Consider the following 21,822-nt stretch of genomic DNA (forward strand, 5'->3'; position numbering starts at 1 on the left):
TTGTTGCCCTCGAACTCCTCATGCCAGGTCTCTGAAGCTGAGGCGCCGACCCACGGGTAACCGGGTCGGAGCATCCGAGTAGTAGTTGCGTGACGTCGTTCGGAAAATCGAGTAGTCGCTACTCATGCGCGCGATCAACACGAGTCCTATCGTATGCAGTACTTCTCCACGCTGGGAACGCGAAGGGCTGGTCTCTCCATGAGTTTTGACCTTAATACGTATGTCTACGAACCTGCTCCATCCTCACCGGGTCGCCCCCCGATGAAGGCGGTTTCTGGTGCGGGCCAGGATCACCCGCCGACGTCGGGAGTTCGCCAACAAGTCGCGGATTCAGTATGCGACCGATTGGTTGACGAAACCGGCTCGCCTGGAGTGATTGTCGTGGGTGACACCGGAAGCGGCAAAACGGCAGTATTGCGGTCAGTGATAGACCGTCTGCGATCGAGCACGTGCATTATTCACTTACGTGGTTCGAACCTTGATACCCAGCTCCGCTACGGTGCCCTGCGCGTGCTAATTGCAGACCTGCCCGCCAACCACCTGGATCACCCAGTGCGGGTGATTACGGGATTGTCCCGGCTGCTCGAAGAGCGTGCGCTAGGTCTCCCCACAATTATTGTGGTCGACGACGCCGAGCTGCTGGATGAGGGTTCGGCAACTGTGCTGGGGCAATTGGCTCAAACGGGATCAATCCGGCTACTCGCTGCCTGTGTCAACCTCTCCAGAGCGCCAGTGTGCTTCCAGGACCTCTGCCAGAGTCAAACTCTTGCTCAAGTTCATCTGGCATCGTTGACTCAGCAAGAAGTGGCTGGCGATATGAAGTCCGCCCTAGGGGGAGCGGTGTGCCGGGCGGCCTCGCTCTTTCTTCATCGGCAGAGTGGAGGGAACCCTCGGCTTCTGAACGCACTCGTAGGCGATTACCTCGCTTCGGGTGCGCTGCGCTGTGTCGGTGGAGTGTGGGTGCTGACCTCTGCCGAGGTTGATCTGGGTCCGGCATCAGCCCGCATAGTGATGGACCATATTGCAGCTCTCGAACCAACGCAGCAGCAACTGCTCGAGAGCCTGGCGGCGGCCGGGACTACTCCACTGGCCGCAGTCGCCGCAGACCAATTAGGGGATCTGGATACACTTTACGTACTGAAGATGGTGTCCATCGAAAGGGATCATCGGGCTGTCGTCTCGGTCACAGGACCCCTGCTGAGGGATGCCATCCTCGGGAGAGCTAGCCGGGTAAATCTACGGTGGGCCGAACAGACGTCCTGTTGGGACCGATTTCCTACCCGGACGGAGAATGATCTTGCGTCCACAAAACACCTACGCCGCGCGCATCAAGCAGCTCACGATGGCGACTATCGTCGGACTATCGACGAGCTGACGTCACCGATGTTCGATCCTTTTGAAATCGATCGAGGCGAACGTTTTCAGGCAGCCATTCTGATGTGTGAGGCGTTGGCTTTCACCGGCCGAACGGATGAGGCTAGAGAGATTGCGAACACCTTTGCCCCTTCCCGCCGCTACGATGGCCGACCGGAGTTGGCGCGAATTGCTGTCACGTTGGCAACGGTAGAAGCACTGAGTGGAGACATGACGGCGATGCTCGAAGCATCGGGACGATACCTCGGCGGGGCGGGACGAAGCACGGGAACGTATGAAGAGATCGTCGAGGGACTGGTCAACGCTGTGGGTGGCCGTCCCGTTGAAGCTGAAGGCTTCTTGACTGCGGCTCTGTCCCAGCTTCAAGTATCCGATCCTGGCGGGCTAGCTCCGCTTGTCGCGGCAGCATTAGCCTGGATCACCTCGGAAGATTCCCCAGAGCGTGCAGAACGGTACCTACTGGCGGCGTCTGATCCGTCCAATGAGGTGCCGTGGATCGTGCGAAGGCTGACTAAACACTTTGCCGCATTGGCTTTGCAGGGCACTGTGTCCGCTGACAGAGCTGCACTTGCATTGAAGGCCCTCAGTGAAGAAGACGGAGAGCGGGGAAACTCTTCCTGGCAACTGCTGACGCTATGTCATGTTCTGAGACTTGGGGACCAGAGTGTGGCACGGTCGGTCATGGAACTGGGGGCAGCTTGCCAGGGACGCTACGCATCACTGTGCACGCTGTATGCCACAGGGGTGGAGATGGAAGACACCGATCTGGTGTTGCAGGCAATGGACATCGCCCGTGCAATTGGTGACCTGCCATTTGCCCGTGACGCCGCCGCATCAGCGACTCAGCTCGCGGATCAGTCGGAATGCGCCGGGCTCAGGGGACGTGTCGCAGACCGGGTGCGCGGGATTATCGGATCGACCAGTACAGCTCTGGGGGTACGCCGACAGCTAGCAGCCCTAACGACTCGCGAGATGGAAGTTGTGAAGGCAATGGTGGACGGCACTACCAACCGGGATTTTGCAAAGACTTTGGGGGTCAGCGTCCGCACCGTGGAGGGGCATTTGTACCGTGTCTACACAAAACTGCACGTCCGGACGAAGTCAGAGTTGCTGGCCAAAGTTGCACTCAGCGAGGCAGCCACACCATGAGCATCCAGGCCGAACATGGCGGGTTAATTGGCCGGGAACGAGAGGTCGAAGAGATTACGGCGGGCATCATGAACCCGGCCCTTGGAGGTGTTCTGGTCTGTGGACCCTCGGGTATCGGCAAAACAGCAGTGGTGGACCACGTACTGGATCGGCTGGGGTCGAGGACCCTGCCGATTACTGTTTACGCCGATTCGACGCTTAGGCGCGTTCCCTATGGTGCACTGTTTCCGGTGATCAAAGGTCAGTATCTGTCCGATGTAGACTCGCCCCTCTCAGTGCTCCGCCTCATCAAGTCGGGTCTTCGGACAACCGCGGCAACCGATCTTCGGCTGCCGGTGTTGGTGGTCGTGAGGAACGCCCACCACCTCGATGAGGATAGCGGTCACCTGCTAGGGCAGCTTGCGGTCGCCCGCGAAGTGCGGTTACTAGTAGTGTCCGATGAGCCAGGGGATAAACCCGGGGAACTCCATGAGCTCTGCCGGGACGGACTCATCAAGCGTGTTGACCTCGCGGGGCTGAGCCGTGATCAGATTGCTCGACTCTGTCAGCAGCAGCTTAGAGGTATTGTCAGTGCGGGCACTGTAGCTTTGATCTCAGACTGGTCCCAGGGGCGCCCCTACCTGGCCAAAGCGCTCGTCTCCCACTTCGTCAGCGCTGGAGCATTACGTGAGATCAACGGTGTCTGGTTAGTCACCTCTGTCCCAGAATCAGTAGGAGAGGTACTAATTGGTCGAGTGAAGAATTTCCTCGACGAATGTAACCCGGCCGAACGCCAGGTAGTGGAAGCGGTGGCATCGGTGGGATGTATGCCCATCGACTCTGCTGGGAAAATGTTGAACGCGACTGCCTTAGACGGAGCGTTGCAGCTCAACATTCTGGCCTACTCAAACCACCATGGTGGTGCCAAGAGTTGCATAACAGTCGCGCCGAAGCTGTATGGCCAAGTCATCAGACGCCTCATGCCACCGGGCAGACGTGTCCAGATCATTCGCTGGCTCCAAGAATCTCTGGTAGGTCAGAGCGAGCTGGAGTCCTTCTGTGCCAGTGCCCTTACTACGCTTAAGGTGGAACTTGGCTACCCCGCTAGCGACCACGAATTGCTTGAAGCGGCACGGCAAGCGAACAACGGTTATGACCCCGGCCTCGCTGAACGTCTTTCTGCGGCCGTGACCTCACGTCAGCTCGCCATTGCAGCTCGGGTAGAAAACGCGCGGAGCCTGGTGGGTCTTGCCGACATCGAAGCCGCAGCGACCGAGGTGTGTGGCTTGATCGAAAGCGCGACAGATGTGCAAACCCTCGGTGCGGCGGCGGTCACCGAGGCGCAGATTTGGTTGCGAGGTGGGGGAGGGCCAGATGGGCTCCTGACCATAGCGAGAAGGTGGGCTACAGCCGAATATCGTCTGTCTCCACAACAGTTCGATCACCTCGGGCGGGGCTCTGCGGTTCTGAAGAATTTCGCACTCAGCCTCTCGGGTGATTACAGCGCCGCTATCTCGGGTCTTCGGCAATTAGTGGAGGAAGACGCACCGGAGACTCTCGCTGGCGGGTTTGCCCGAATGCTACTCGGGGAATTGTTGGCGATCACAGGGCACCCATCCGAAGCTGGCGAACCGGTGTGGCGAGCAGTGTCGGAGACAGGGCCGGAAGGGTTGATGGCTGATCACTATCGGGCCATCACCACTCGACAGGGTGTTCTATCGGTGCAGATCAGGGACGACGCGGCGGTCGCACAATTACTCCAATGGCATGAACGGAACGCACCGACTCAGGTTCAGTACTTTGGCGGCGAAATGACTGCTATCGAAGGCATGATGGCAGTTCGACGCGGTCAAATCAGAGCTGGGTGTGAACTGCTGGCCGATGGAATCGAAGTGCTGCGACACTCCGATCCAGAATTGGTGCTGCCACTAGCGCTCGGTACTGCCGCTTTTGCTTGCGGACTTCTCGGCAGACTGGACAAGTCCACCTCCTATGCACACGACTTCGATGCGCTCGCCTATCACGGAGACCTGCCCCAGCAGCTGGTCTCCACTGCCTATGTGACAGCTGCACGGTCGTGGCCCGCCGTGAATTCGAGTGATTTGTCGATCGTGGTGGACCTAGCCGATCAAGCCCGGTCTCTCGGACTAGTTCACACGGAAGCCGAAATTCTCGAAATCCTCTTCTTGTTGCAGCATCCAGTGCCCCGCCAGAGATTCCGGGCTGTCTCCGATCGCATTGACGGAATCGGCGCCGAGGCGGCGCGCATCATGGCTGAGGTGACCGAATCGAGCGATCCAGCTCAATTCACGGCAGCCAGTGACCGGGCGCTGGAAAGTGGCCTGTTGCTGCTCGGTGCTGAGTGCCTTTCCAGGGCCGCCGTCTGCAATAGCCGTCTGGGCAGGTGGAGGGCGCAACACGCAGTGTTACAGCGATTGCGCGGGCTGGGTCCCACGCTCGGAGATGTCCGCACAGCCACAATTAGTGGCGACTCAATGGCACGTGTCGCACTAACCCGGCGCGAAAAGGAGATCGCCGCTCTCGCTGCACAAGGGGCTGCAACAACAGAGATAGCCCACAGCCTCACGGTATCTCCCCGGACAGTTGAGGGGCACCTTTACCGGGTCTATTTGAAGCTTGGTATCAGCGGTCGTGAAGAACTAATGCGGGGATCCATTACTGCAGGATTCGCGCCCGAATGAGGCGCGTAACGCCGTTCGGCCTTGAAGTAATAGCGGCCCATAATACGAGTACCTAATACCCGTGTGTGCTTGCCGGTGGAATAACTACGCTTCAAGAGTCTCCCAAAGCAGGGCGCGCTGGCGAAATACCGTTCGCCTGCGGTGGTGGACCCACGGTCGGGCCGGCGGCGGCCAGCCTCCTGAGACCGGGCTGACCCCAGTCCGTCGTCGGCCCCACCCTGGTAAGCACAGCATGCACCAGGTGCTGGGCATGCGATAGGAAACAGTTACGTCAGATCACTGAGAGATTTGTCATAGTTTTTAGTGCCTTATTCATCGATCCAGCGTATCGTTATGGTCTAATGCGGTCGGAGTAGGGGCTTTCCCTGCATCACCGTTAGACCTGGAGGCGGGAGACAGCCGCCTCCTCGGAACTGTCGGGCTGGGACGACTCGCCGTGCCGACCTGCACCATGTAGTGGGGCGCTATGTTTGGGGTGCAAGGAGACTGGCCGATTATTGGCCGGGAAGAAGAGTTGGACATACTGCGGGAAGCTGTGCGCAGACCAGATTCTCGCGGTGCGATCTTGACGGGACAGGGCGGAATTGGCAAGACGGTTCTGGCGCAGAAGGTAGCCCGCGAGGTTGAAGAGGACTACGAGCTCCGTTACATCAGGGGGAGCGCGCTCACCTCGGGCATGAGGTATGGGGCGCTCAATTTTGTTCTCACTGAGCTGGACGATGAGGCCGTCGACAACCCTCTGATTCTTCTGAAGAGTTTGCGGGATCTTTTCTCGAAACAGACTGCAGGCAAGCAGACCCTGATTCTCGTGGACAACGTAGAGGACCTGGACAGCGCATCGGCGATGGCGATCGCACACATCGTCCGGGCCGGAGCCGCCAAAGTACTCCTCGTTTGTCAACACCTCCAGGCCGCACCCGACGATTTCAGCGACCTCTGGAAAGACGAGCTTATTCACCGGGTGGATGTCAAACCGTTGTCACTTGCTGACTCCAATCGGCTGCTCACTGCGGGACTTCGTGGGCCGGCGTCCCGATCCGTCATCCTAGATATGTGGCATGCCAGTGGCGGCAATCCGCTATTCTTGCAGGCCATTGCTCGGGACCAAGTCGAATCTGGCTATATCACCACCCAGGACGGTATCTGGGTGTCAAGCTCCCGGAAAACGCCTGATCCCGGTCGTATTATCACCGAACGGATCTCCGCCAGCCTTGATAGGTTGACCCCGAATCAACGGAGAACAGCGGAGATCGTCTCAATCGTGGGTGTGATCCCGCTGGAACTTCTCGATGATTTCTCGGGAGAAGCCGAGTTGGATCCACTCATGGAGACTGGGATCTTCCACATCGATCACACGCAGCGGCCGATGGTTAGAATCGCTGTTGGCTTGATCGGCGACGTGATTCGACGGCAGGTCCCGCTCGGCCGGAGTCGAGACCTTCTCCACCAGCTCGCGGCCTCCTCACTCAGCCTGCCAATGCCGGCGTTAAGCCGGATGAATTACGCGGCGTGGTGCCTGGAATGCTCGATGGACATCGATCCTAGGCTAGCGATTGATGCCGCACGGTTGGCGAACCGCTACTACGACACGGAAAGCGCACTTCGATTCGTGAAGGCTGTTCCAGAAAAGCTGAGGGGCGCAGCGGAGGTCACAGAAGAAGCACGGGCATACGGGATACAGGGCGAGACCGATCGTGCTCTGGCCATTCTCGATAACTATGATCGGCATGCGCAGGACAGCTCGTTTCACGAGTGGGTCGGCATCCAGATGCTCAGGTGTCGACTCCTCACCAAGAATCCTGATCGTCACACGCAGGTGGATAGCATTCTCCACCTGGTTCGCGAGCGGGTGCAGAAGGAGCAGGCCGATCACGGGGGGGCGGAGGGACTGTTGGTAGAAATCGCGTTGCTCGATGCCGAGTTGAGGGCGTACAACGGCAGGTATACCTCGATGATTGAGCCTCTGGATGAGCTACTCAAGCAGGGCGAAGCGATGGATTCTGCTGTACGTCATCAGTACTGCGGCTGGCTGGCGGAGGCGCTGAGCATGACGGGTCGCCAGGAGGACGCTGTTCAACTCAGTCGTTTGGTGGTCTTGCGATTATCCGACACCGACCAAGACCCGCTACTCACCGAGTCCGCCTGGGTACGACTGTTTTCAGTCATGCTGATTTCCGGCGAATGGGAGCAGTGTCTATCAATGCTGAGTGACCATACGCAGGGGTCCCTGGCGGGGGTCTTCGATGGAACTTCACTCGAGTTAGCCGAAGGGTGCCTCTACGCCTACGCTGGGCGGGGAGATGACGCACTCGGTAAGCTCCTTCCGGCCGTCAGCCAGCTGAGGATTCGTGATCGCCAGGACTTCCTATCCCTTGCGGAGGCCGCGACAGCATACTCGTACTCGCTCACTGGGGATGTGAAATCGTCGATGTCCCACCTCAGAGAGGTGGACCTGGAAGCTCGTCGGTATGACTGGCACACGAGCCGGGCGACTCGCTACTTTGCCGTTCTAGCGTCAGCTGCAACCCGAGGTCCTCTCCAAGCGGCCCAAGACATGCTCAAGTTGGCTGACGAGGATAGGGCTGAAGGAAACGTGGGACACGAGCTATTTTTTCTCTGCCAGGCAGTTCAACTCGGAATGAATGATTTGGCTGAGCGGCTGGCCACGAGCGGAATGGATAGCCAAGGTGCCTACGCAGCGACCTGCGCACTGTATGGAAAGGGAATCGCATCAGGCGACGCTGACCAGATGCTCAGAGCAGCGAAAATGGCCGCCAAAATTGGTAACCTCCGATTGGCTGTCGATGCTGCTTCCCTGGTGCAGGCACTGACTGCAGGCAGCGCATCGGAAGGGGATAGGGCGGCCGCTGTTGCTGCGGACGATGTACTCCGGTCGGTCGGACGCGGAAGTGGGGAGTTACGTCAGCGGGCGCTCGAAAGCCTGACCGAGAGAGAGCGAGGCATTGCGCTCCTCGTCGCCGAGGGGTCAAGTAACCGGCAGATTGCTTCGATACTCACCTTGTCCATCCGAACGGTAGAAGGACACATTTATCAGGTATATGCCAAATTAGGTGTATCGAACCGTAGCCAGCTGAAGATGATCCTTGCGTAGGTCTGAGACAGCTGAGGATATTCGCTCTCCTCCAAGCCATTTGGTGGGAAGACAAGTCCTGGTCACTCAGATCCTTCAGCAGTTGTCCGAAGCGCACCGTTACGGTGCCTTGGTGGTGGGTGAGCCAGGACTTGGTAAAACTGCCCTGTCCAGAGCCATTGTCGATGCCCTGGCCGATGAGGTGACTGTTATTCACATTGGGGCTCAGCCATCCTTGAAAAAGGTCCCCTATGGTGCAATAGCTCCGTATTTGACGGACTTGTCGGTAGCGGACGCGGGGTCGCCTATCGCGATCTACCGTGCACTAACCAAGCATTTAGGTCAGCTCAAGCCTGGGACGCCGGCACCGCTGTTCGTCGTCGACGATGCACACGACCTCGATGATAGTACAAGCGTCTTACTCACCCAGCTTATCGCCACCCGAAAGGCTCGGGCCCTGGTACTAGCCCGCCCAACCCCAGGGCCACCATCCGAATTCCTCGCCCTCTGGCATGACCATATTCTGCATCGATATGATCTTGCTCCCTTGAATCTTGAGGAGATCCACGAGCTGTGCGTGCGGGAGCTAGGGGATCAGATTCTTTCGAGCGTAATCACTCTCCTCAGCAAGACATCAGAGGGCAATCCGATGTTTTTGCTGGCGCTGCTTCACTCGGATGCGCGGGAGAAGTTTCTGGTCGAGCGAAATGGAGTTTGGTGTCTGTCGGGCGAGCGCCCTGAGATTGACCTACGACTCACTGACCTCATTCGGGGGCAGTTGCGTGGGCGCACTCCGGCCGAGCTGGAGGTCCTCGAAACCGTTGCGCTGGCTGAACCCGTAGCGCTCAGCATTCTGCGGACGATTTGCGATCCTGAAGCCATTGATGACCTAGCCAGAGACCAGCTGGTGGGCTTTTCCGGAGGATTCGACAAGGGGGTCGCATTAACCCACCCCCTGTATGGGGAAGTAATTCGCGCCCATGTGCCGATCGGTCGAAGCATAGCCATTCGGAGACGACTCCTGACGCTTTCGGAGTATCAAACGGGCTCAATCGAAGGGTTTCTTCGCTGGGTTTCGTGGGGCCTTGACTGTGGCACCGTCATCGACGATGCCACCCTGCTGCGGGCCGCAATTGTTGCCAACCGGTTGTACGATCACGCTTTTGCACTTCGTGCAGCCCGAGAAGTCCAGGCTCCTGAACTTAGATCGCGCGCGCTTGTCGAAATTGCCCATGCGCGGATGACCAGGGGGGACTTCAGCTACGCACGCGAGCTGATCGACGAGACCCTGCAGAACTGCGTAAGCCTGAGGATCGCAAAAGAAGCGACATTGCTTTCCATAGACTTACGGATGCGGTCCAGAAGCAACTCTGCTGAGATCCAAGGTGATGCAGATCGATGGGCCGACACAATTGACCGAATCGAGCAGCAGGCCGGCGCTTCGGACCGATCCTTGCGAGTCTCCAGGCTCGGATGCCGCTTACTGACTTGTTTCGTGATGAATCTTGAGGGTCGGTACCAAGAGTCAGAGAAGCATCTTCTTGAGCTTCGAGATCATCCGGAGGGAACCGATGAGACTCGCATTGCCGCGCTCGCGCTCCTGGGCGAGGTATTGGGAGCGACCGGGCGGGCTCTAGCGGGGGCTGCTGCGACCGCTGACGCTCTGGCAATCATCGCGGGGCATGGTCACCGATTCTTGCGTCACCAAGAATTCGTGATCACCCGGCACGGAATGTCACTGGTCCGGGCTGGATCGTGGAAGGAAGTTGGGACCCTGCTAGCGGACTACCCGCAGTCCACCGATGGCGGGATGATGCACTTCGGGGGCATGCTCGAGTTTTTTGAGGGGGTCGTCGCCTTGCGCCAGGGCAAGATGCGGACAGCGCGCAAGCGGCTCATACTCGCCGTTGAGGGTTTCAGGGAGTCGGACATTGCGCAGCTTATGACTCTCTCGACCGGAATGGCGGCCTATGCTTGCGCGATGGCGGGCGATAGCGCAGGCGCGCAACAGTACGCCAGTGAGTTCGCCGCCCTGCCGGCCTATGGTCCCCTTCAGGCTCGATTACTAGGACAGATCCACGTGGCGGGCGCCGAGGCGAGGTTCAAGGGTGCGGCGGGAAGCATCGCCGAACTTCGCAGGATTGCTCATTATGCAAGTACCTCAGGCATGACAGCTCTAGCAGCCTCGGCATTGGAGCTTGCGGTGCGGCTCGGCGACACAGCATCCCTCGCCCCGCTGGGCGAGATTACCTCCGGTTTCGAAGGTGTAGACGGCGCAGTTGTGCACTCTATGGCCTTGGCGATGCGGGCAAAGGATGCTGCCGCGCTGGAGTCGGCGGCAATTCAAGCCAGAGACGCGGACTACCTGCTCATCGCCGCCGAATGTTTCGGAACGGCTGCGAACGTACTCGCTCATGAGGGACAGGGGCAACGGGCCCGGGCCCTGCAGTCCCCATTGAACGAGCTGATCGAAAAACTTGAAGGACTACAAAGGCCCCAATTCTCTGATTCTCAGTCAGCGACGAAGCTCACGGAACGCGAGCGCGACATCGTCACTCTAGCCGCTCGGGGATACTCTAACCGCGACATTGCTGAGCAACAGGGAGTGTCGGTGCGCACGGTTGAGGGGCACCTCTACCGGATCTTCGCCAAACTAGGCATCAGCCGACGCGAGGATCTTCGCGATGTGGACCCAACGTAGCTGTTGCTCAGTGCCCACCGTGGCCCGCTGCGTACGGCATCCGCGCGCGGCAGGTAACACCGCTTAGGAAGAGCCCCCTACGAGTAGTCTCCCTCGAGCGAACTCAGGTAGACGCCACTCGTGTCCGACTCATGGCCGATTCATAGGCTTGCTATCGAAAGCAAACCTCTGGCATTTACGAATCGGGTCTCACCATGCTTATAGCCTCAACCCGCGGTGTAGGCCGCAGGCCATGTCGAAGAGCAAACCTTTTCCTGTCTTCATTCAACGGAATCCAGGCCCCGGAGGGGCCGCTGGTTCCCCTCTGGATATGGGCACAAGATCGACGGATGCACGTTAGCTGTCATCTTGGTTCACGTCCCCTACAAGCGGAGCCGGCGGCGTCGGAGCCTTCTGAGACCAAGGCTCGTCCCCAGCCGTCGTCGGCTCCTTCTACCCATCGGGGATGGCGTGCCAGCCCTCGATACTCGACGGCGGCGTGAGATGTTCCAGGCTCAAGGGCAAACGCTAAGTTTTCCATTTCCCTCATCAACTCGGGGGCGCCGAGTTCGCCCGGCGGCGGTCTCTGGCGTGCCGTGGCGCCGGCGCTACCAACTATCTCTTCGAGTGACCGACACGGTCACCATCGTAGCCACGGTCCTCCTGAGTACCGACTGGATTCTGAAAGCCACATCCAGTGGTTCGGCCTATACGCAGACCATCACGTTTGCCATCGCTGTCAGCGTTGGATGGCTAGTCATGATGTCAATGTTCCGGACTCGGGATCCGCGGCTAATTGGTGTTGGAGCGGCCGAGTACAAGCGAGTTGTTCAGGCAAGCGCTGCCACCTTCAGCTGGATGGCTGTAGCAGTGGTCCTCTTAGGAGGTGACAATTTCCGTTACTACCTGCTGGTGACCTTTCCTGCCGGGTTGCTAGGACTCTTGGGGAGTCGTTGGATCTGGCGAAAATGGCTGACCCGCCAGCGTCAGTTTGGGATGTTTCTTTCCAAAGTGGTGGTGGTAGGGCGCAATGATGATGTCCAATACGTGGTCAAGCAGCTATCCAAGAAGACCGGGGCGGTCTACGAAGTGGTAGGGGCAGTCCTGGAAGGCAAAAGCCGTTCGCATACTATTTTGGCTGGTGATCGGTTTGTTCCGGTTGTCTACGGACTGAGCAACGTCGAACACTCAGTCGCTGAGACTGGGGCTGACGCAGTCATTGTTGCTGGGCATCTACACAAGGGAAGTAAATACATTCGTGAACTCGGCTGGAGGCTGGAACGCTCTGCTACAGAGCTGGTCCTCGCTTCAACCTTGACTAACGTGGCTGGTCCCCGGATTCAGATGAGGCCGGTGGAGGGATTGCCTCTCATGCATGTTGAGATGCCTCAGTTCACAGGTGGGCGTCACGTGGTCAAGCGCTTGATGGATGTGGTCCTCTCCGGACTCGCTCTCATCGTCCTGGCACCCGTTTTCGTCGTGGTTGCGCTGCTGATCCGTCACGATAGCCCAGGCCCGGTCTTCTTCAAGCAAGAACGAGTGGGGCGGGGATCAGGCCTGTTTCCCATGTACAAATTTCGTTCGATGGTAGTCACAGCTGAAGAGGATCTTGCCGCGCTACGGGATCGCAACGAAGGAAATGGAGTGCTCTTCAAGATGCGCCATGACCCGCGCGTGACCAAGGTTGGCGGGTGGCTTCGCAAGTACTCGATAGATGAGCTCCCACAGCTTTACAACGTCCTCAGAGGGGATATGGCCCTGGTTGGGCCCCGGCCCCCCTTGGCCAGCGAAGTGTCCGGTTACGATGGACACACACATCGGCGCCTCCTCATTAAACCGGGTCTGACAGGCCTGTGGCAGATCAGCGGACGGTCCGATCTCGACTGGGCCGAGAGCGTTCGTCTGGACCTTTACTACGTCGAGAACTGGTCGGTGACGGGGGACTTCATGATTATGTGGCGTACCTTCAAGGTCATGATTCGACCGGTCGGGGCATATTAGACTTCTTGCTGCAAGACGTTCAGAAGATCTTCGGTAGTGCGCGGTCGGGCGTAGAGTGGATGAGCCCAGCAACAACTGAGGAGGGCCCTTCTTGTCCATTCCGTCTGCTCCGCACCACCCGTTGACCGACACCGAGGTGAGGCGGATCCGCAACGATTTCCCCATTCTGGACACCCAGGTCAATTCGCGGCCACTGATCTACCTGGATACGGGTGCGACCTCGCAAAACCCGGTAACCGTCCTTGAGGCTGAGCAGGAATTCTACGAGCAGCGCAATGCGGCGGTGCACCGGGGTGCCCATTCCCTCGCGGTGGACGCGACCGACGCCTTCGAGGCTGCCCGTGACACCATCGCCGCTTTTGTTGGCGCGGCGGTGGACGAGATCGTCTGGACTTCCAACGCCACTGAGGCCATCAACCTGGTGGCCTACTCCTTCTCGAACGCTACGGCGGGCCGGGGCGGATCGGCGGCTGAGCGCTTCGCCATCGGTCCGGGCGACGAAATTGTTGTGACCGAGATGGAGCATCACGCCAACCTCATTCCGTGGCAGGAGTTGGCGGCGCGAACCGGCGCGACGCTCCGGTACATTCCGGTTGACGACGACGGCGCACTTCGCCTGGATGACGCGGCAACCATCATCAACCAGGCCACCGCAATCGTCGCCTTCACCCACGCCTCCAACGTGTTGGGCACCATCAACCCCGTTGCAGAGCTCGTGGGGCTGGCGCGCAAGCATGGGGCATTGACTGTCCTCGACGCGTGTCAGTCGGTGCCGCATCTGCCGGTCGACGTGCACGCGCTCGACATCGATTTCATGGCCTTCTCTGGGCACAAAATGCTCGGTCCGACCGGAATTGGTGTCCTCTACGGGCGAGCCGAACTGCTCAACGCGATGCCTCCCTTCCTGACCGGGGGATCCATGATCACCACGGTCACGATGGAACGGGCCGAATACCTACCCGCACCTGCCCGGTTTGAAGCCGGCACCCAGCGGATCTCCCAGGCCATCGCCCTGGCGGCGGCAGCGAACTACCTGACCGAAACTGGCATGCAGCGGATCCAACAGTGGGAAGAGACGCTCGGCCAGCAACTGGTCGACGGACTGACCCAGTTGCCCGGGATCAGGGTCCTCGGACCTGCCGCAGGGGTGCCGCGGATCGGGTTGGCGGCGTTCGACGTCGACGGCGTCCACGCCCACGACGTCGGCCAGTTCCTGGACCATCAGGGCATCGCCGTGCGGGTGGGGCACCACTGCGCCCAGCCGTTGCACCGCCGGCTCGGCCTGACCGCGACCACCCGCGCCAGCACCTACTTGTACAACACCAGCGACGAAGTCGATGCTTTTCTGACAGCCGTCGCCGGTGTGCGCCCGTTCTTTGGAGTCAAATAATGTCCGATGACCTGCAGCAGCTCTACCAACAGATCATTCTTGATCATGCCAAGCAGCGCCACGGTGCTGGATTATTGGAGCACGACGGCGTCGGGACCCTCGGCGAGTCCCACCAGCTGAACCCGGTATGCGGAGATGAAATCACCCTGCGCGCCATTCTCACTGACGGGGTGCTGACCAGCGTCAGTTGGGACGGTGCCGGCTGCGCCATCTCCATGTCCTCGGCCTCGGTCCTCACCGATCTGATGCAGGGTCTGGGTCGCGACGACGCGATGGATCTGGTGGACGAGTTCAGGTCAGTCATGCGCTCGCGCGGACGGGTCGCACCGAACGAGGAAGTGCTCGGGGACGCGGCAGCCCTCGCCGGAGTCTCCCGTTATCCGGCCCGCGTCAAGTGCGCGATGCTGGCCTGGGTGGCGCTCGAAGAGGCGCTGCTCGCCGCTAACCGGTAACAGCTACTGGCGGTTCCGGTCCTCGAACAGGTCAGGTACGCCGTCGTCGTTGGCGTCAATTTGCTCGGCTTCCACGACCCGGCGGTAGTGCTTGTTCCGGCTGCGGAGGATCACCGAGGCGGCCAGGGCAGCAAGCACCGAGGCGCCCAGGATAGCCACCTTCGCGTGGTCGTTGTGCTCTGATCCCTGCTCGAAGCTCAGGTCGTTGACCAGGAGCGACACCGTGAAGCCCACCCCGGCGAGCAACCCGACGCCAAGCAGGTCAATCCATCGCAGGTCGGGGTCAAGGTTCGCCCGGGTGGTTTTGGTCAGGGCGAACGTGGTCAACAGGATGCCGATCGGCTTACCCAGCACCAGCCCGGCAACGATCCCCAGCGTCACCGTGTCCCCGATCGCTGACATCAACCCTTCGGGCCCTCCGACGGCGACTCCGGCAGAGAAGAAAGCGAATACCGGCACCGCAAACCCGGTGGACAGCGGACGGAACCGGTGCTCAAAAATCTCCGCGAGCCCTGGTTTATTGGGGCGTGGCAGTTTAACGGTGCCGTCTTTGCTCTTGCGCAGCACTGGAACCAGGAAACCCAGCAGGACGCCGGCAACGGTCGCGTGGACCCCGGAGGCATGCATCAGGATCCAGGTCGCCACCCCGATCGGCAGGAGGATCAGCCAGGCGGCGGGGGTGTGCCGGCCGAAATACTTGGGGTTCTTCTGGGCCAGGAAGCCAAACAGGGCCAGCGGGACCAGCATGAACAGCAGGTAGGTGAACTCGACGTCGTCCGAGTAGAAGAACGCAATGATCCCGATCGCTATCAGGTCATCGACCACGGCGAGGGTCAGCAAAAAGACCCGCAACGCGCTCGGAAGGTGGGAACTGATGACCGCCAGCACCGCCAGGGCGAACGCAATATCGGTGGCCGTGGGGATAGCCCACCCTCTGAGCGACTCGGGGGAGGACAGGTTGATGGCCACGTAGAAAAGGGCCGGTACTAGGACGCCGCCAGCTGCGGCGGTCACCGGAACCACGGCCCGGCTGAACTTCCTGAGGTCTCCTGCGACGAACTCGCGTTTGAGCTCAAGACCCACCAGAAAAAAGAAGATCGCGAGCAGACCGTCTGCGGCCCAGGCACCAACGCTCAGCCGAAGGTGCCACGGCTCATAGCCGAACTCGAAGTCCCGGATCGCGAAGTAGCTGGCTGATGCTGGGGAGTTGGCCCAGACCAGTGCTGCGACTGCTGCAATGAGCAGCAGGATGCCGCCCACGGTTTCCTTGCGGAGAATCTCACTGATGCGCTGGTACTCGGGATAGCTCGACCGCCCGAGGACCTGTTTCGGGAGCTGAGGTTCTTGCTTATTGCTCACTGTTCGACCTATCCAACTGCTTAGCTCACCAGGGTGCGGATTCCGATCACCAGGGTGGCAAGGCCCAGGATCATTGAAGTGCTGATCAACATGAAATGGACCTTGAGGAAACGGGTCGGGGCTCCCTGCTCGTCTTTCGAACGGGGGTCCTTGAAGATTCTGCGGAGGAAGGGCGGCCAGACGATCAGGGTCCAGACGCCGCTCAGAATGAGAATCAGGGCCAGGGGGGTGGGGAGTGACACGGGTTCTTTCCTTCTCTGCCTAGCGGCGTTCGAGCCATTTGCTGGCTTCGGAGGCCTGAAGGTTAAGGGCTTTACCGATCATCGGTTCGGCCGCCGAGGCGATCTTCGATCCCATGAAGGGAATCGAGGAGCTCACCGTGCCGTTCAGCTCCACGCGGGTGACTGCGTCGGCGGCGACGAGGCGCTGCTCCGCGTCGACGGTGAGCGGAACGCCGGCGACGGTCATGGTGATCTTGGCGACACGTGAACCGTCGGGCAGGGGTGCGGCCCACTGTTCGGTCTGCGTGACGGTGAGGCTCTCACCAACAAACTTGCGCGCCATCTCCGGGAGCCGCTTGGTGGGGAGGGTGCGCACGGCGGTCAGGGTGAAGGCAGCCGCCGTGTCACCGTCGACCGTCACTGATTTCAGGGTGCCGCCGACGTGCTCGCTGACATGTTTCAGGAAGGCCTCGTCGGTGAAGACTCCGGTCACTGTGGCAGCGTCATAGGGCAGGGTGGTTGAGGCGTTCAGTGCCAAGGGTCCTCCGAGGTTGAAAGGCGTTTTGCGTCCCACCCATCCTAAGGCCTGATCGAGCCCCGCGGTCGGCCCGCAGGGTAGGCTTGGGGTATCCCCGGGATTCGACAGAATTTCGGGCTTTTGTGCTGGGTGGGACCGCGCTGGGGGTCCCCGGCGCCGGAATAAGTTTGCCCGAATATTTGCTGGAACTGACGGATCCTGTAGGAGAACCTGTGAGCCTGAACGGACTGCGCGCCGCACTGATCGAGGACACGTCCTTCGCCCGGGTGCGGATGAACGCATCACACGGCATCAGTGAGCGAAACACCGACTTGCAGATCGGTGCGCCCGCCGGACTGCGGGCCGCGCTCCTCGCCGAGATGGTGGACGGACTGGACGGGCCAGCTACCGCCACGCCAGCCGGCGACGATGCCCGGCCACCAGTGGTCCTGGCAGTGACAGCTACCGGCCGGGAAGCGGAGGATCTCGCCGCAGCGCTCAGAAGTTACCTGCCGGCGTCGGACATTGAAGAGTTCCCCAGCTGGGAAACCCTGCCGCACGAACGGCTGTCACCCCGCTCCGACACCGTTGGTCGTCGACTCTCGGTGCTCCGCCGGCTCGCCCATCCCGAGGGTCAGCCCGTACGGATCATCGTCGCTCCCATCCGGGCTGTGGTGCAGCCCCTCGTCGCTGGCCTTGGGGAACTGTTACCCGTCACCCTGACCGTGGGACAGGACGCGGCGTTCACCGACGTGGTCAGGGCGCTTTCCGACGCTGCCTACGCCCGGGTGGACATGGTCACCCACCGCGGCGAGTTCGCCGTCCGCGGTGGCATCATCGACGTGTTCCCGCCCACCGAAGATCACCCCATCCGGGTCGAGTTCTTCGGCGACGAGGTGGAGGCGATGCGTTGGTTCGCCGTCGCCGACCAGCGGTCACTGGCGCGCGACGACGACGGCAGCCCGGCCGCGTTGTTTGCGCCGCCCTGCCGTGAAATCCTCATCACCCCCTCGGTGATGTCCCGGGCTGCCCTCCTGAAGCCCGATCTACCCGCGGCGGCAGCCATGCTGGAAAAGATTGCCGGCGGGATTGCCGTCGAAGGAATGGAATCCCTGGCCCCGGTCCTGGTGGACTCAATGGTGCCGCTGGTGGGTGAACTCCCGGCCGGGTCGATCGCCGTCGTCATCGAACCGGAAAAGGTGCGCACCCGCGCCCACGACTTGGCCGCCACCAACGAGGAATTCCTTGAGGCGGCCTGGGCAACAGCGTCCGACGGCGGCGCTGCTCCGCTGGACCTGGGCGGCACCCTGGGAGCCGATCTTCAGACCGCGAGTTTCCGGTCGCTGACCGACACCCGGTCGGCGGCCCTGGCCAACGCCGTCGCCTGGTGGTCCATCACATCCTTCGGATCCGACGATTCACTGCAGGATCTGTTGCCCGAAATCGACACGTTCACCGTGCATGCCCGCGAGCCACGGGGTTATCAGGGCGATGTGGCGGAAATGATGGAGTTCCTCGGCACCCGGGTCAGGGACCAGTGGCGGGTAGTGGTCGCCACCGAGGGGCCAGGCCCCGCCGCGCGGCTGGCCGAACTGTTCCATGATCATGACATCCCGGCAGCACGGGTGGACTCGCTTGAGTCGCCGCCGCAGCCGGGCATCATCGAGATCACCACTGCCTCCGCCGGTCGCGGTTTCGTGCTGGACTCGCTCAAGCTCGGTTTGCTGACCGAGGCTGACCTGCTGGGCAGGACCACAGCCTCTGGCACTCGCGACATGCGCAAGATGCCGTCGAAACGCCGCAACGCCGTCGACCCCCTGCAGCTCCGCGAGGGCGACTACGTGGTGCATGAACAGCACGGCGTCGCCCGATTCGTTGAACTCCTGCAGCGCGCCAGCGGCGCTGGACCCACGAAGACCATCCGCGAGTACCTGCTGCTCGAGTACGCGCCGTCCAAACGGGGCGCCCCCGGGGACCGGCTGTTTGTCCCCACCGACCAGCTAGACCAGGTGACCCGATACGTGGGCGGCGACGCCCCGGCGCTGAGCAAGATGGGCGGCTCCGACTGGGCCAGCACCAAGTCGAAGGCCCGAAAGGCGGTCAAGGAGATCGCCGGGGAGCTGATCCGGCTGTACTCGGCCCGGATGGCATCGCGCGGTTTCGCTTTTTCCACCGACACGCCGTGGCAGCGGGAGCTGGAAGAAGCGTTCCCGTACATCGAAACCCCCGACCAGCTGACCACCATCAACGAGGTCAAAGCCGACATGGAACGCGAAGTTCCGATGGACCGGCTGGTCTCCGGCGACGTCGGCTACGGGAAAACCGAGATCGCCGTGCGGGCTGCGTTCAAAGCCGTCCAGGACGGCAAACAGGTGGCAGTCCTGGTGCCGACCACGCTGCTGGTGCAACAGCACAACGAAACCTTCTCCGAACGGTTCTCAGGCTTCCCGGTGCGGGTCAAACCCCTGTCCCGGTTTCAGAGCACCAAGGAATCCCGGGAAACGGTCGAGGGGATCGGCACGGGCACAGTCGACGTCGTCATCGGCACCCACCGGCTGCTCTCGGACCAGGTGCGGTTCAAGGACCTGGGCCTGGTGATCGTCGACGAGGAGCAGCGTTTCGGCGTGGAGCATAAGGAAGCGCTGAAAAAGATGCGCACCAACGTGGACGTCCTCGCCATGAGTGCGACGCCGATCCCCAGGACGCTCGAAATGTCGCTGACCGGCATCCGCGAAACGTCAACCCTCGCCACCCCGCCGGAGGAACGCCACCCGGTGCTGACCTATGTAGGTCCCTACACCGACAAGCAGACGTCGGCGGCGGTGCGCCGTGAGCTAATGCGGGAAGGCCAGGTGTTCTTCGTCCACAACCGGGTGTCCTCGATCGACCGGACCGCAGCGCACCTGAAAGAGCTGGTGCCGGAGGCCCGCGTCGCCGTCGCGCACGGTCAGATGAGCGAATCCCGTCTGGAACAGATCATTGTCGACTTCTGGGAGAAACGCTTCGACGTTCTCGTGTGCACCACCATCATCGAGACCGGCCTGGATATCTCGAACGCGAACACCCTGATCGTCGACCGGGCCGACAACTACGGCCTGTCCCAGTTGCACCAGCTGCGCGGCAGGGTAGGGCGCGGCCGGGAGCGGGCCTACGCCTACTTCCTGTACCCGTCGGAGAAGCCGCTGGGCGAGGTGGCACTGGAGCGGTTGAAGGCCGTCGCGTCGCACAACGAACTCGGTGCCGGCATGCAGTTGGCGATGAAGGACCTCGAAATCCGTGGAGCAGGCAATATGCTCGGCGGGGAACAGTCCGGGCACATCCAGGGCGTCGGCTTCGACCTGTACATCAGGTTGGTTGGGGAGGCGGTTGCCGACTTCCGCGGTGAGGCCGAGGAAAAGACGGCCGAGATGAAGATCGAGCTGCCCGTCAACGCCCACCTGCCCCACGACTATGTACCGGGGGAGCGGCTGCGGCTGGAGGCCTACCGCAAGCTGGCGTCCGCGGTGACGAACGAAGCGATCGACGGAGTGGTCGAAGAACTGGGTGACCGGTATGGGGAACCGCCCGCGCCGGTGGTCAACCTGATCGCGGTGGCTCGGTTCAGGGTGGCGGCGCGTGCCGCGGGCCTGACCGATGTGGCGTTGCAGGGGAACTTCATCAAATTCGCCCCTGCCGTCCTGCCGGAATCGAAGGAGATGCGGCTCAAGCGCATGTATCCGGGGGCCTCCCTGAAGCCCGCGCTGAACGCTGCGCTGATTCCGAAACCCAAGTCCTCACCGGTCGGCGGGCGGGACCTCGCCGACGCAGACATTCTCACCTGGGCCCAGAATGTGGTGGATGCGATCTTCGCCGATTAGGCATGCCACCGACCAGGCCGGCGCATCACTCAACGGTTTAGCGATGGGTCATCAGCTGTCGGATCCGGCGCAATGCGATGGGTTTACGGTGGGACTGCTCTAGTTCCCGGATTGCCTGGTCCAGTTTCAGGGCGGCCGCATGTGCGCCAGAAATCCGGGGGTCCGTGCGGACCGACTCGGGGCGCTTCAAGGCGCCGTCCACCGCCCGCATCAACGCTTCGGGACTGCCCACAACGATGGCGTTTCCATACCGGGCCATGGTGTTCGAGAACGCTATCTGGTGGCCGTCGACGACCTCGTTGAGCTCCGGCCGGCGCGCAATCGCGATCGGGAGATGTCCTACTTCCCGTGCGTCCAGGATGGACCCCGGTCCGCCCTGAACCACAACCACTGTCGCGCTGCTGTACAGTCCCAAAAGCTCCTGGCGTGGCATTCGATCAATTCCCTGGGCATACCGGGGCGCACGGCTTGCACCATGCTGGACCAGGCAGGAGGGTGCAGACGGGGTGGCTGCAAGCCAATCGTCGATCCAGTCCACCAGCCGATCGAATTTGTGGTGATCCGTGCCCAACGACACCACCACCTGGGGTGAGGTGGTGAAGCTGGTCATAATACTGGTCCAATATTGACTGCATCCGGATAGTAGCGGAGCTGTTCTTCCCACTGCACACAGAAGATGTCCGAAAGTGGGTAGCAAATCCTGCCGCTGAGGGTCGGCATGGTGATCCGGTCAAAACACTCGATGTATACCGTCGGAATCCGGAGGAGCCGTGCAACCACGAAGAAGGGCACGCTCACTCCCGCGCCAACTGACACCACGACGTCGGGCCGGTCCCGGCGCAGTGTCGGCCAGGCGAGAAATAGGTTTCGGATGGCGTTGGGGATGTTGCGTGTTGTTGGGTAGTAGCACCAGGTGACAGCCTCACTGGCCAGCGCTGCCTCAACCTCCGGCCGACGGAACGTCACCCAGGACCGCGTATGAGTTCGCCACCAGTCCTCCAGCGGAAGCAGCTGGGCAAGGTGGCCCCCTGCGGACGTCACCATCATGAT

General features: G+C 61.0%; 13 protein-coding genes. 8 read left to right on the forward strand and 5 right to left on the reverse strand.

The genetic code is table 11. The annotated features are described in order from the left end of the window. Window positions 1–261: 261 nt before the first annotated feature. The 7 genes from ABD059_RS08255 (at window position 262) to sufU (ending at window position 14,818) form a co-directional block, all read left to right on the forward strand. Window positions 262–2,523 carry a helix-turn-helix transcriptional regulator gene (locus ABD059_RS08255; RefSeq protein ID WP_343879202.1) on the forward strand — a complete coding sequence of 754 codons (2,262 nt, stop codon included), beginning with the start codon at window positions 262–264 and terminating at the stop codon, window positions 2,521–2,523. After that, window positions 2,520–5,204, forward strand: coding sequence for a helix-turn-helix transcriptional regulator (locus ABD059_RS08260; RefSeq protein ID WP_343878923.1), 2,685 nt, complete (start codon window positions 2,520–2,522; stop codon window positions 5,202–5,204). The genes ABD059_RS08255 and ABD059_RS08260 overlap by 4 nt, the downstream gene beginning before the upstream one ends. Window positions 5,205–5,670: 466 nt before the next feature. Then, window positions 5,671–8,316 (forward strand): helix-turn-helix transcriptional regulator, encoded by a 2,646-nt coding sequence (locus tag ABD059_RS08265; RefSeq protein ID WP_343878924.1) that lies wholly within the window; start codon window positions 5,671–5,673, stop codon window positions 8,314–8,316. A 43-nt stretch (window positions 8,317–8,359) separates the two neighbouring features. After that, a complete protein-coding gene (locus tag ABD059_RS08270) occupies window positions 8,360–10,996 on the forward strand; it encodes a LuxR C-terminal-related transcriptional regulator (protein WP_343878925.1) in 2,637 nt (878 codons plus the stop codon). A gap of 606 nt (window positions 10,997–11,602) precedes the next feature. Further along, a complete protein-coding gene (locus ABD059_RS08275; RefSeq protein ID WP_343878926.1) occupies window positions 11,603–12,976 on the forward strand; it encodes a sugar transferase in 1,374 nt (457 codons plus the stop codon). A 91-nt stretch (window positions 12,977–13,067) separates the two neighbouring features. Beyond that, window positions 13,068–14,366, forward strand: a complete 1,299-nt coding sequence (locus tag ABD059_RS08280; protein ID WP_343878927.1) for a SufS family cysteine desulfurase — start codon at window positions 13,068–13,070, stop codon at window positions 14,364–14,366. Beyond that, window positions 14,366–14,818 (forward strand): Fe-S cluster assembly sulfur transfer protein SufU, encoded by a 453-nt coding sequence (gene sufU / locus ABD059_RS08285; protein ID WP_343878928.1) that lies wholly within the window; start codon window positions 14,366–14,368, stop codon window positions 14,816–14,818. The genes ABD059_RS08280 and sufU overlap by 1 nt, the downstream gene beginning before the upstream one ends. A 3-nt stretch (window positions 14,819–14,821) precedes the next feature. On the opposite strand, the gene nhaA is transcribed toward sufU, so the two are convergent. From nhaA to ABD059_RS08300, 3 genes are read right to left on the reverse strand one after another with little or no spacing between them, the layout of a single operon-like run. Then, complete coding sequence (nhaA, locus tag ABD059_RS08290) at window positions 14,822–16,177, reverse strand: Na+/H+ antiporter NhaA (RefSeq protein ID WP_343878929.1); 1,356 nt, start codon at window positions 16,175–16,177, stop codon at window positions 14,822–14,824. Between the two features lie 20 nt (window positions 16,178–16,197). Next, window positions 16,198–16,419: an SCO4848 family membrane protein gene (locus ABD059_RS08295; protein ID WP_343878930.1), complete on the reverse strand. Its 222-nt coding sequence runs from the start codon at window positions 16,417–16,419 to the stop codon at window positions 16,198–16,200. Between the two features lie 19 nt (window positions 16,420–16,438). Continuing rightward, the gene (locus ABD059_RS08300; protein ID WP_343878931.1) at window positions 16,439–16,936 is read right to left on the reverse strand and encodes a DUF2505 domain-containing protein; all 498 of its coding nucleotides are present in this window, start codon (window positions 16,934–16,936) and stop codon (window positions 16,439–16,441) included. Window positions 16,937–17,208: 272 nt separating this feature from the next. Between ABD059_RS08300 and mfd the strand changes: the two genes are divergently transcribed. Then, window positions 17,209–20,772, forward strand: a complete 3,564-nt coding sequence (gene mfd, locus ABD059_RS08305; protein ID WP_343879204.1) for a transcription-repair coupling factor — start codon at window positions 17,209–17,211, stop codon at window positions 20,770–20,772. A gap of 37 nt (window positions 20,773–20,809) precedes the next feature. Here the strand turns inward: mfd and ABD059_RS08310 are convergent, their stop codons facing one another. Both ABD059_RS08310 and pssD read right to left on the reverse strand, forming a co-directional pair. Further along, the gene (locus ABD059_RS08310; protein WP_343878932.1) at window positions 20,810–21,382 is read right to left on the reverse strand and encodes a glycosyl transferase; all 573 of its coding nucleotides are present in this window, start codon (window positions 21,380–21,382) and stop codon (window positions 20,810–20,812) included. Next, window positions 21,379–21,819, reverse strand: a complete 441-nt coding sequence (pssD, locus tag ABD059_RS08315; RefSeq protein WP_343879206.1) for a PssD/Cps14F family polysaccharide biosynthesis glycosyltransferase — start codon at window positions 21,817–21,819, stop codon at window positions 21,379–21,381. The genes ABD059_RS08310 and pssD overlap by 4 nt, the downstream gene beginning before the upstream one ends. Between the last annotated feature and the right edge of the window lie 3 nt (window positions 21,820–21,822).

Origin of the sequence: Arthrobacter flavus, assembly GCF_039526005.1 — a bacterium.
Classification (GTDB): Bacteria; Actinomycetota; Actinomycetes; order Actinomycetales; family Micrococcaceae; genus Arthrobacter_D; species Arthrobacter_D flavus.

What these genes read in the sequence shown, in the direction of transcription:
- ABD059_RS08255 (WP_343879202.1), top strand. Translation starts at nt 262, where the DNA reads ATGAAGGCGGTTTCTGGTGCGGGCCAGGATCACCCGCCGACGTCGGGA.
- pssD (WP_343879206.1), bottom strand. Translation starts at nt 21,819, where the DNA reads ATGATGGTGACGTCCGCAGGGGGCCACCTTGCCCAGCTGCTTCCGCTG.
- ABD059_RS08265 (WP_343878924.1), top strand. Translation starts at nt 5,671, where the DNA reads ATGTTTGGGGTGCAAGGAGACTGGCCGATTATTGGCCGGGAAGAAGAG.
- mfd (WP_343879204.1), top strand. Translation starts at nt 17,209, where the DNA reads ATGAACGCATCACACGGCATCAGTGAGCGAAACACCGACTTGCAGATC.
- ABD059_RS08310 (WP_343878932.1), bottom strand. Translation starts at nt 21,382, where the DNA reads ATGACCAGCTTCACCACCTCACCCCAGGTGGTGGTGTCGTTGGGCACG.
- sufU (WP_343878928.1), top strand. Translation starts at nt 14,366, where the DNA reads ATGTCCGATGACCTGCAGCAGCTCTACCAACAGATCATTCTTGATCAT.
- ABD059_RS08260 (WP_343878923.1), top strand. Translation starts at nt 2,520, where the DNA reads ATGAGCATCCAGGCCGAACATGGCGGGTTAATTGGCCGGGAACGAGAG.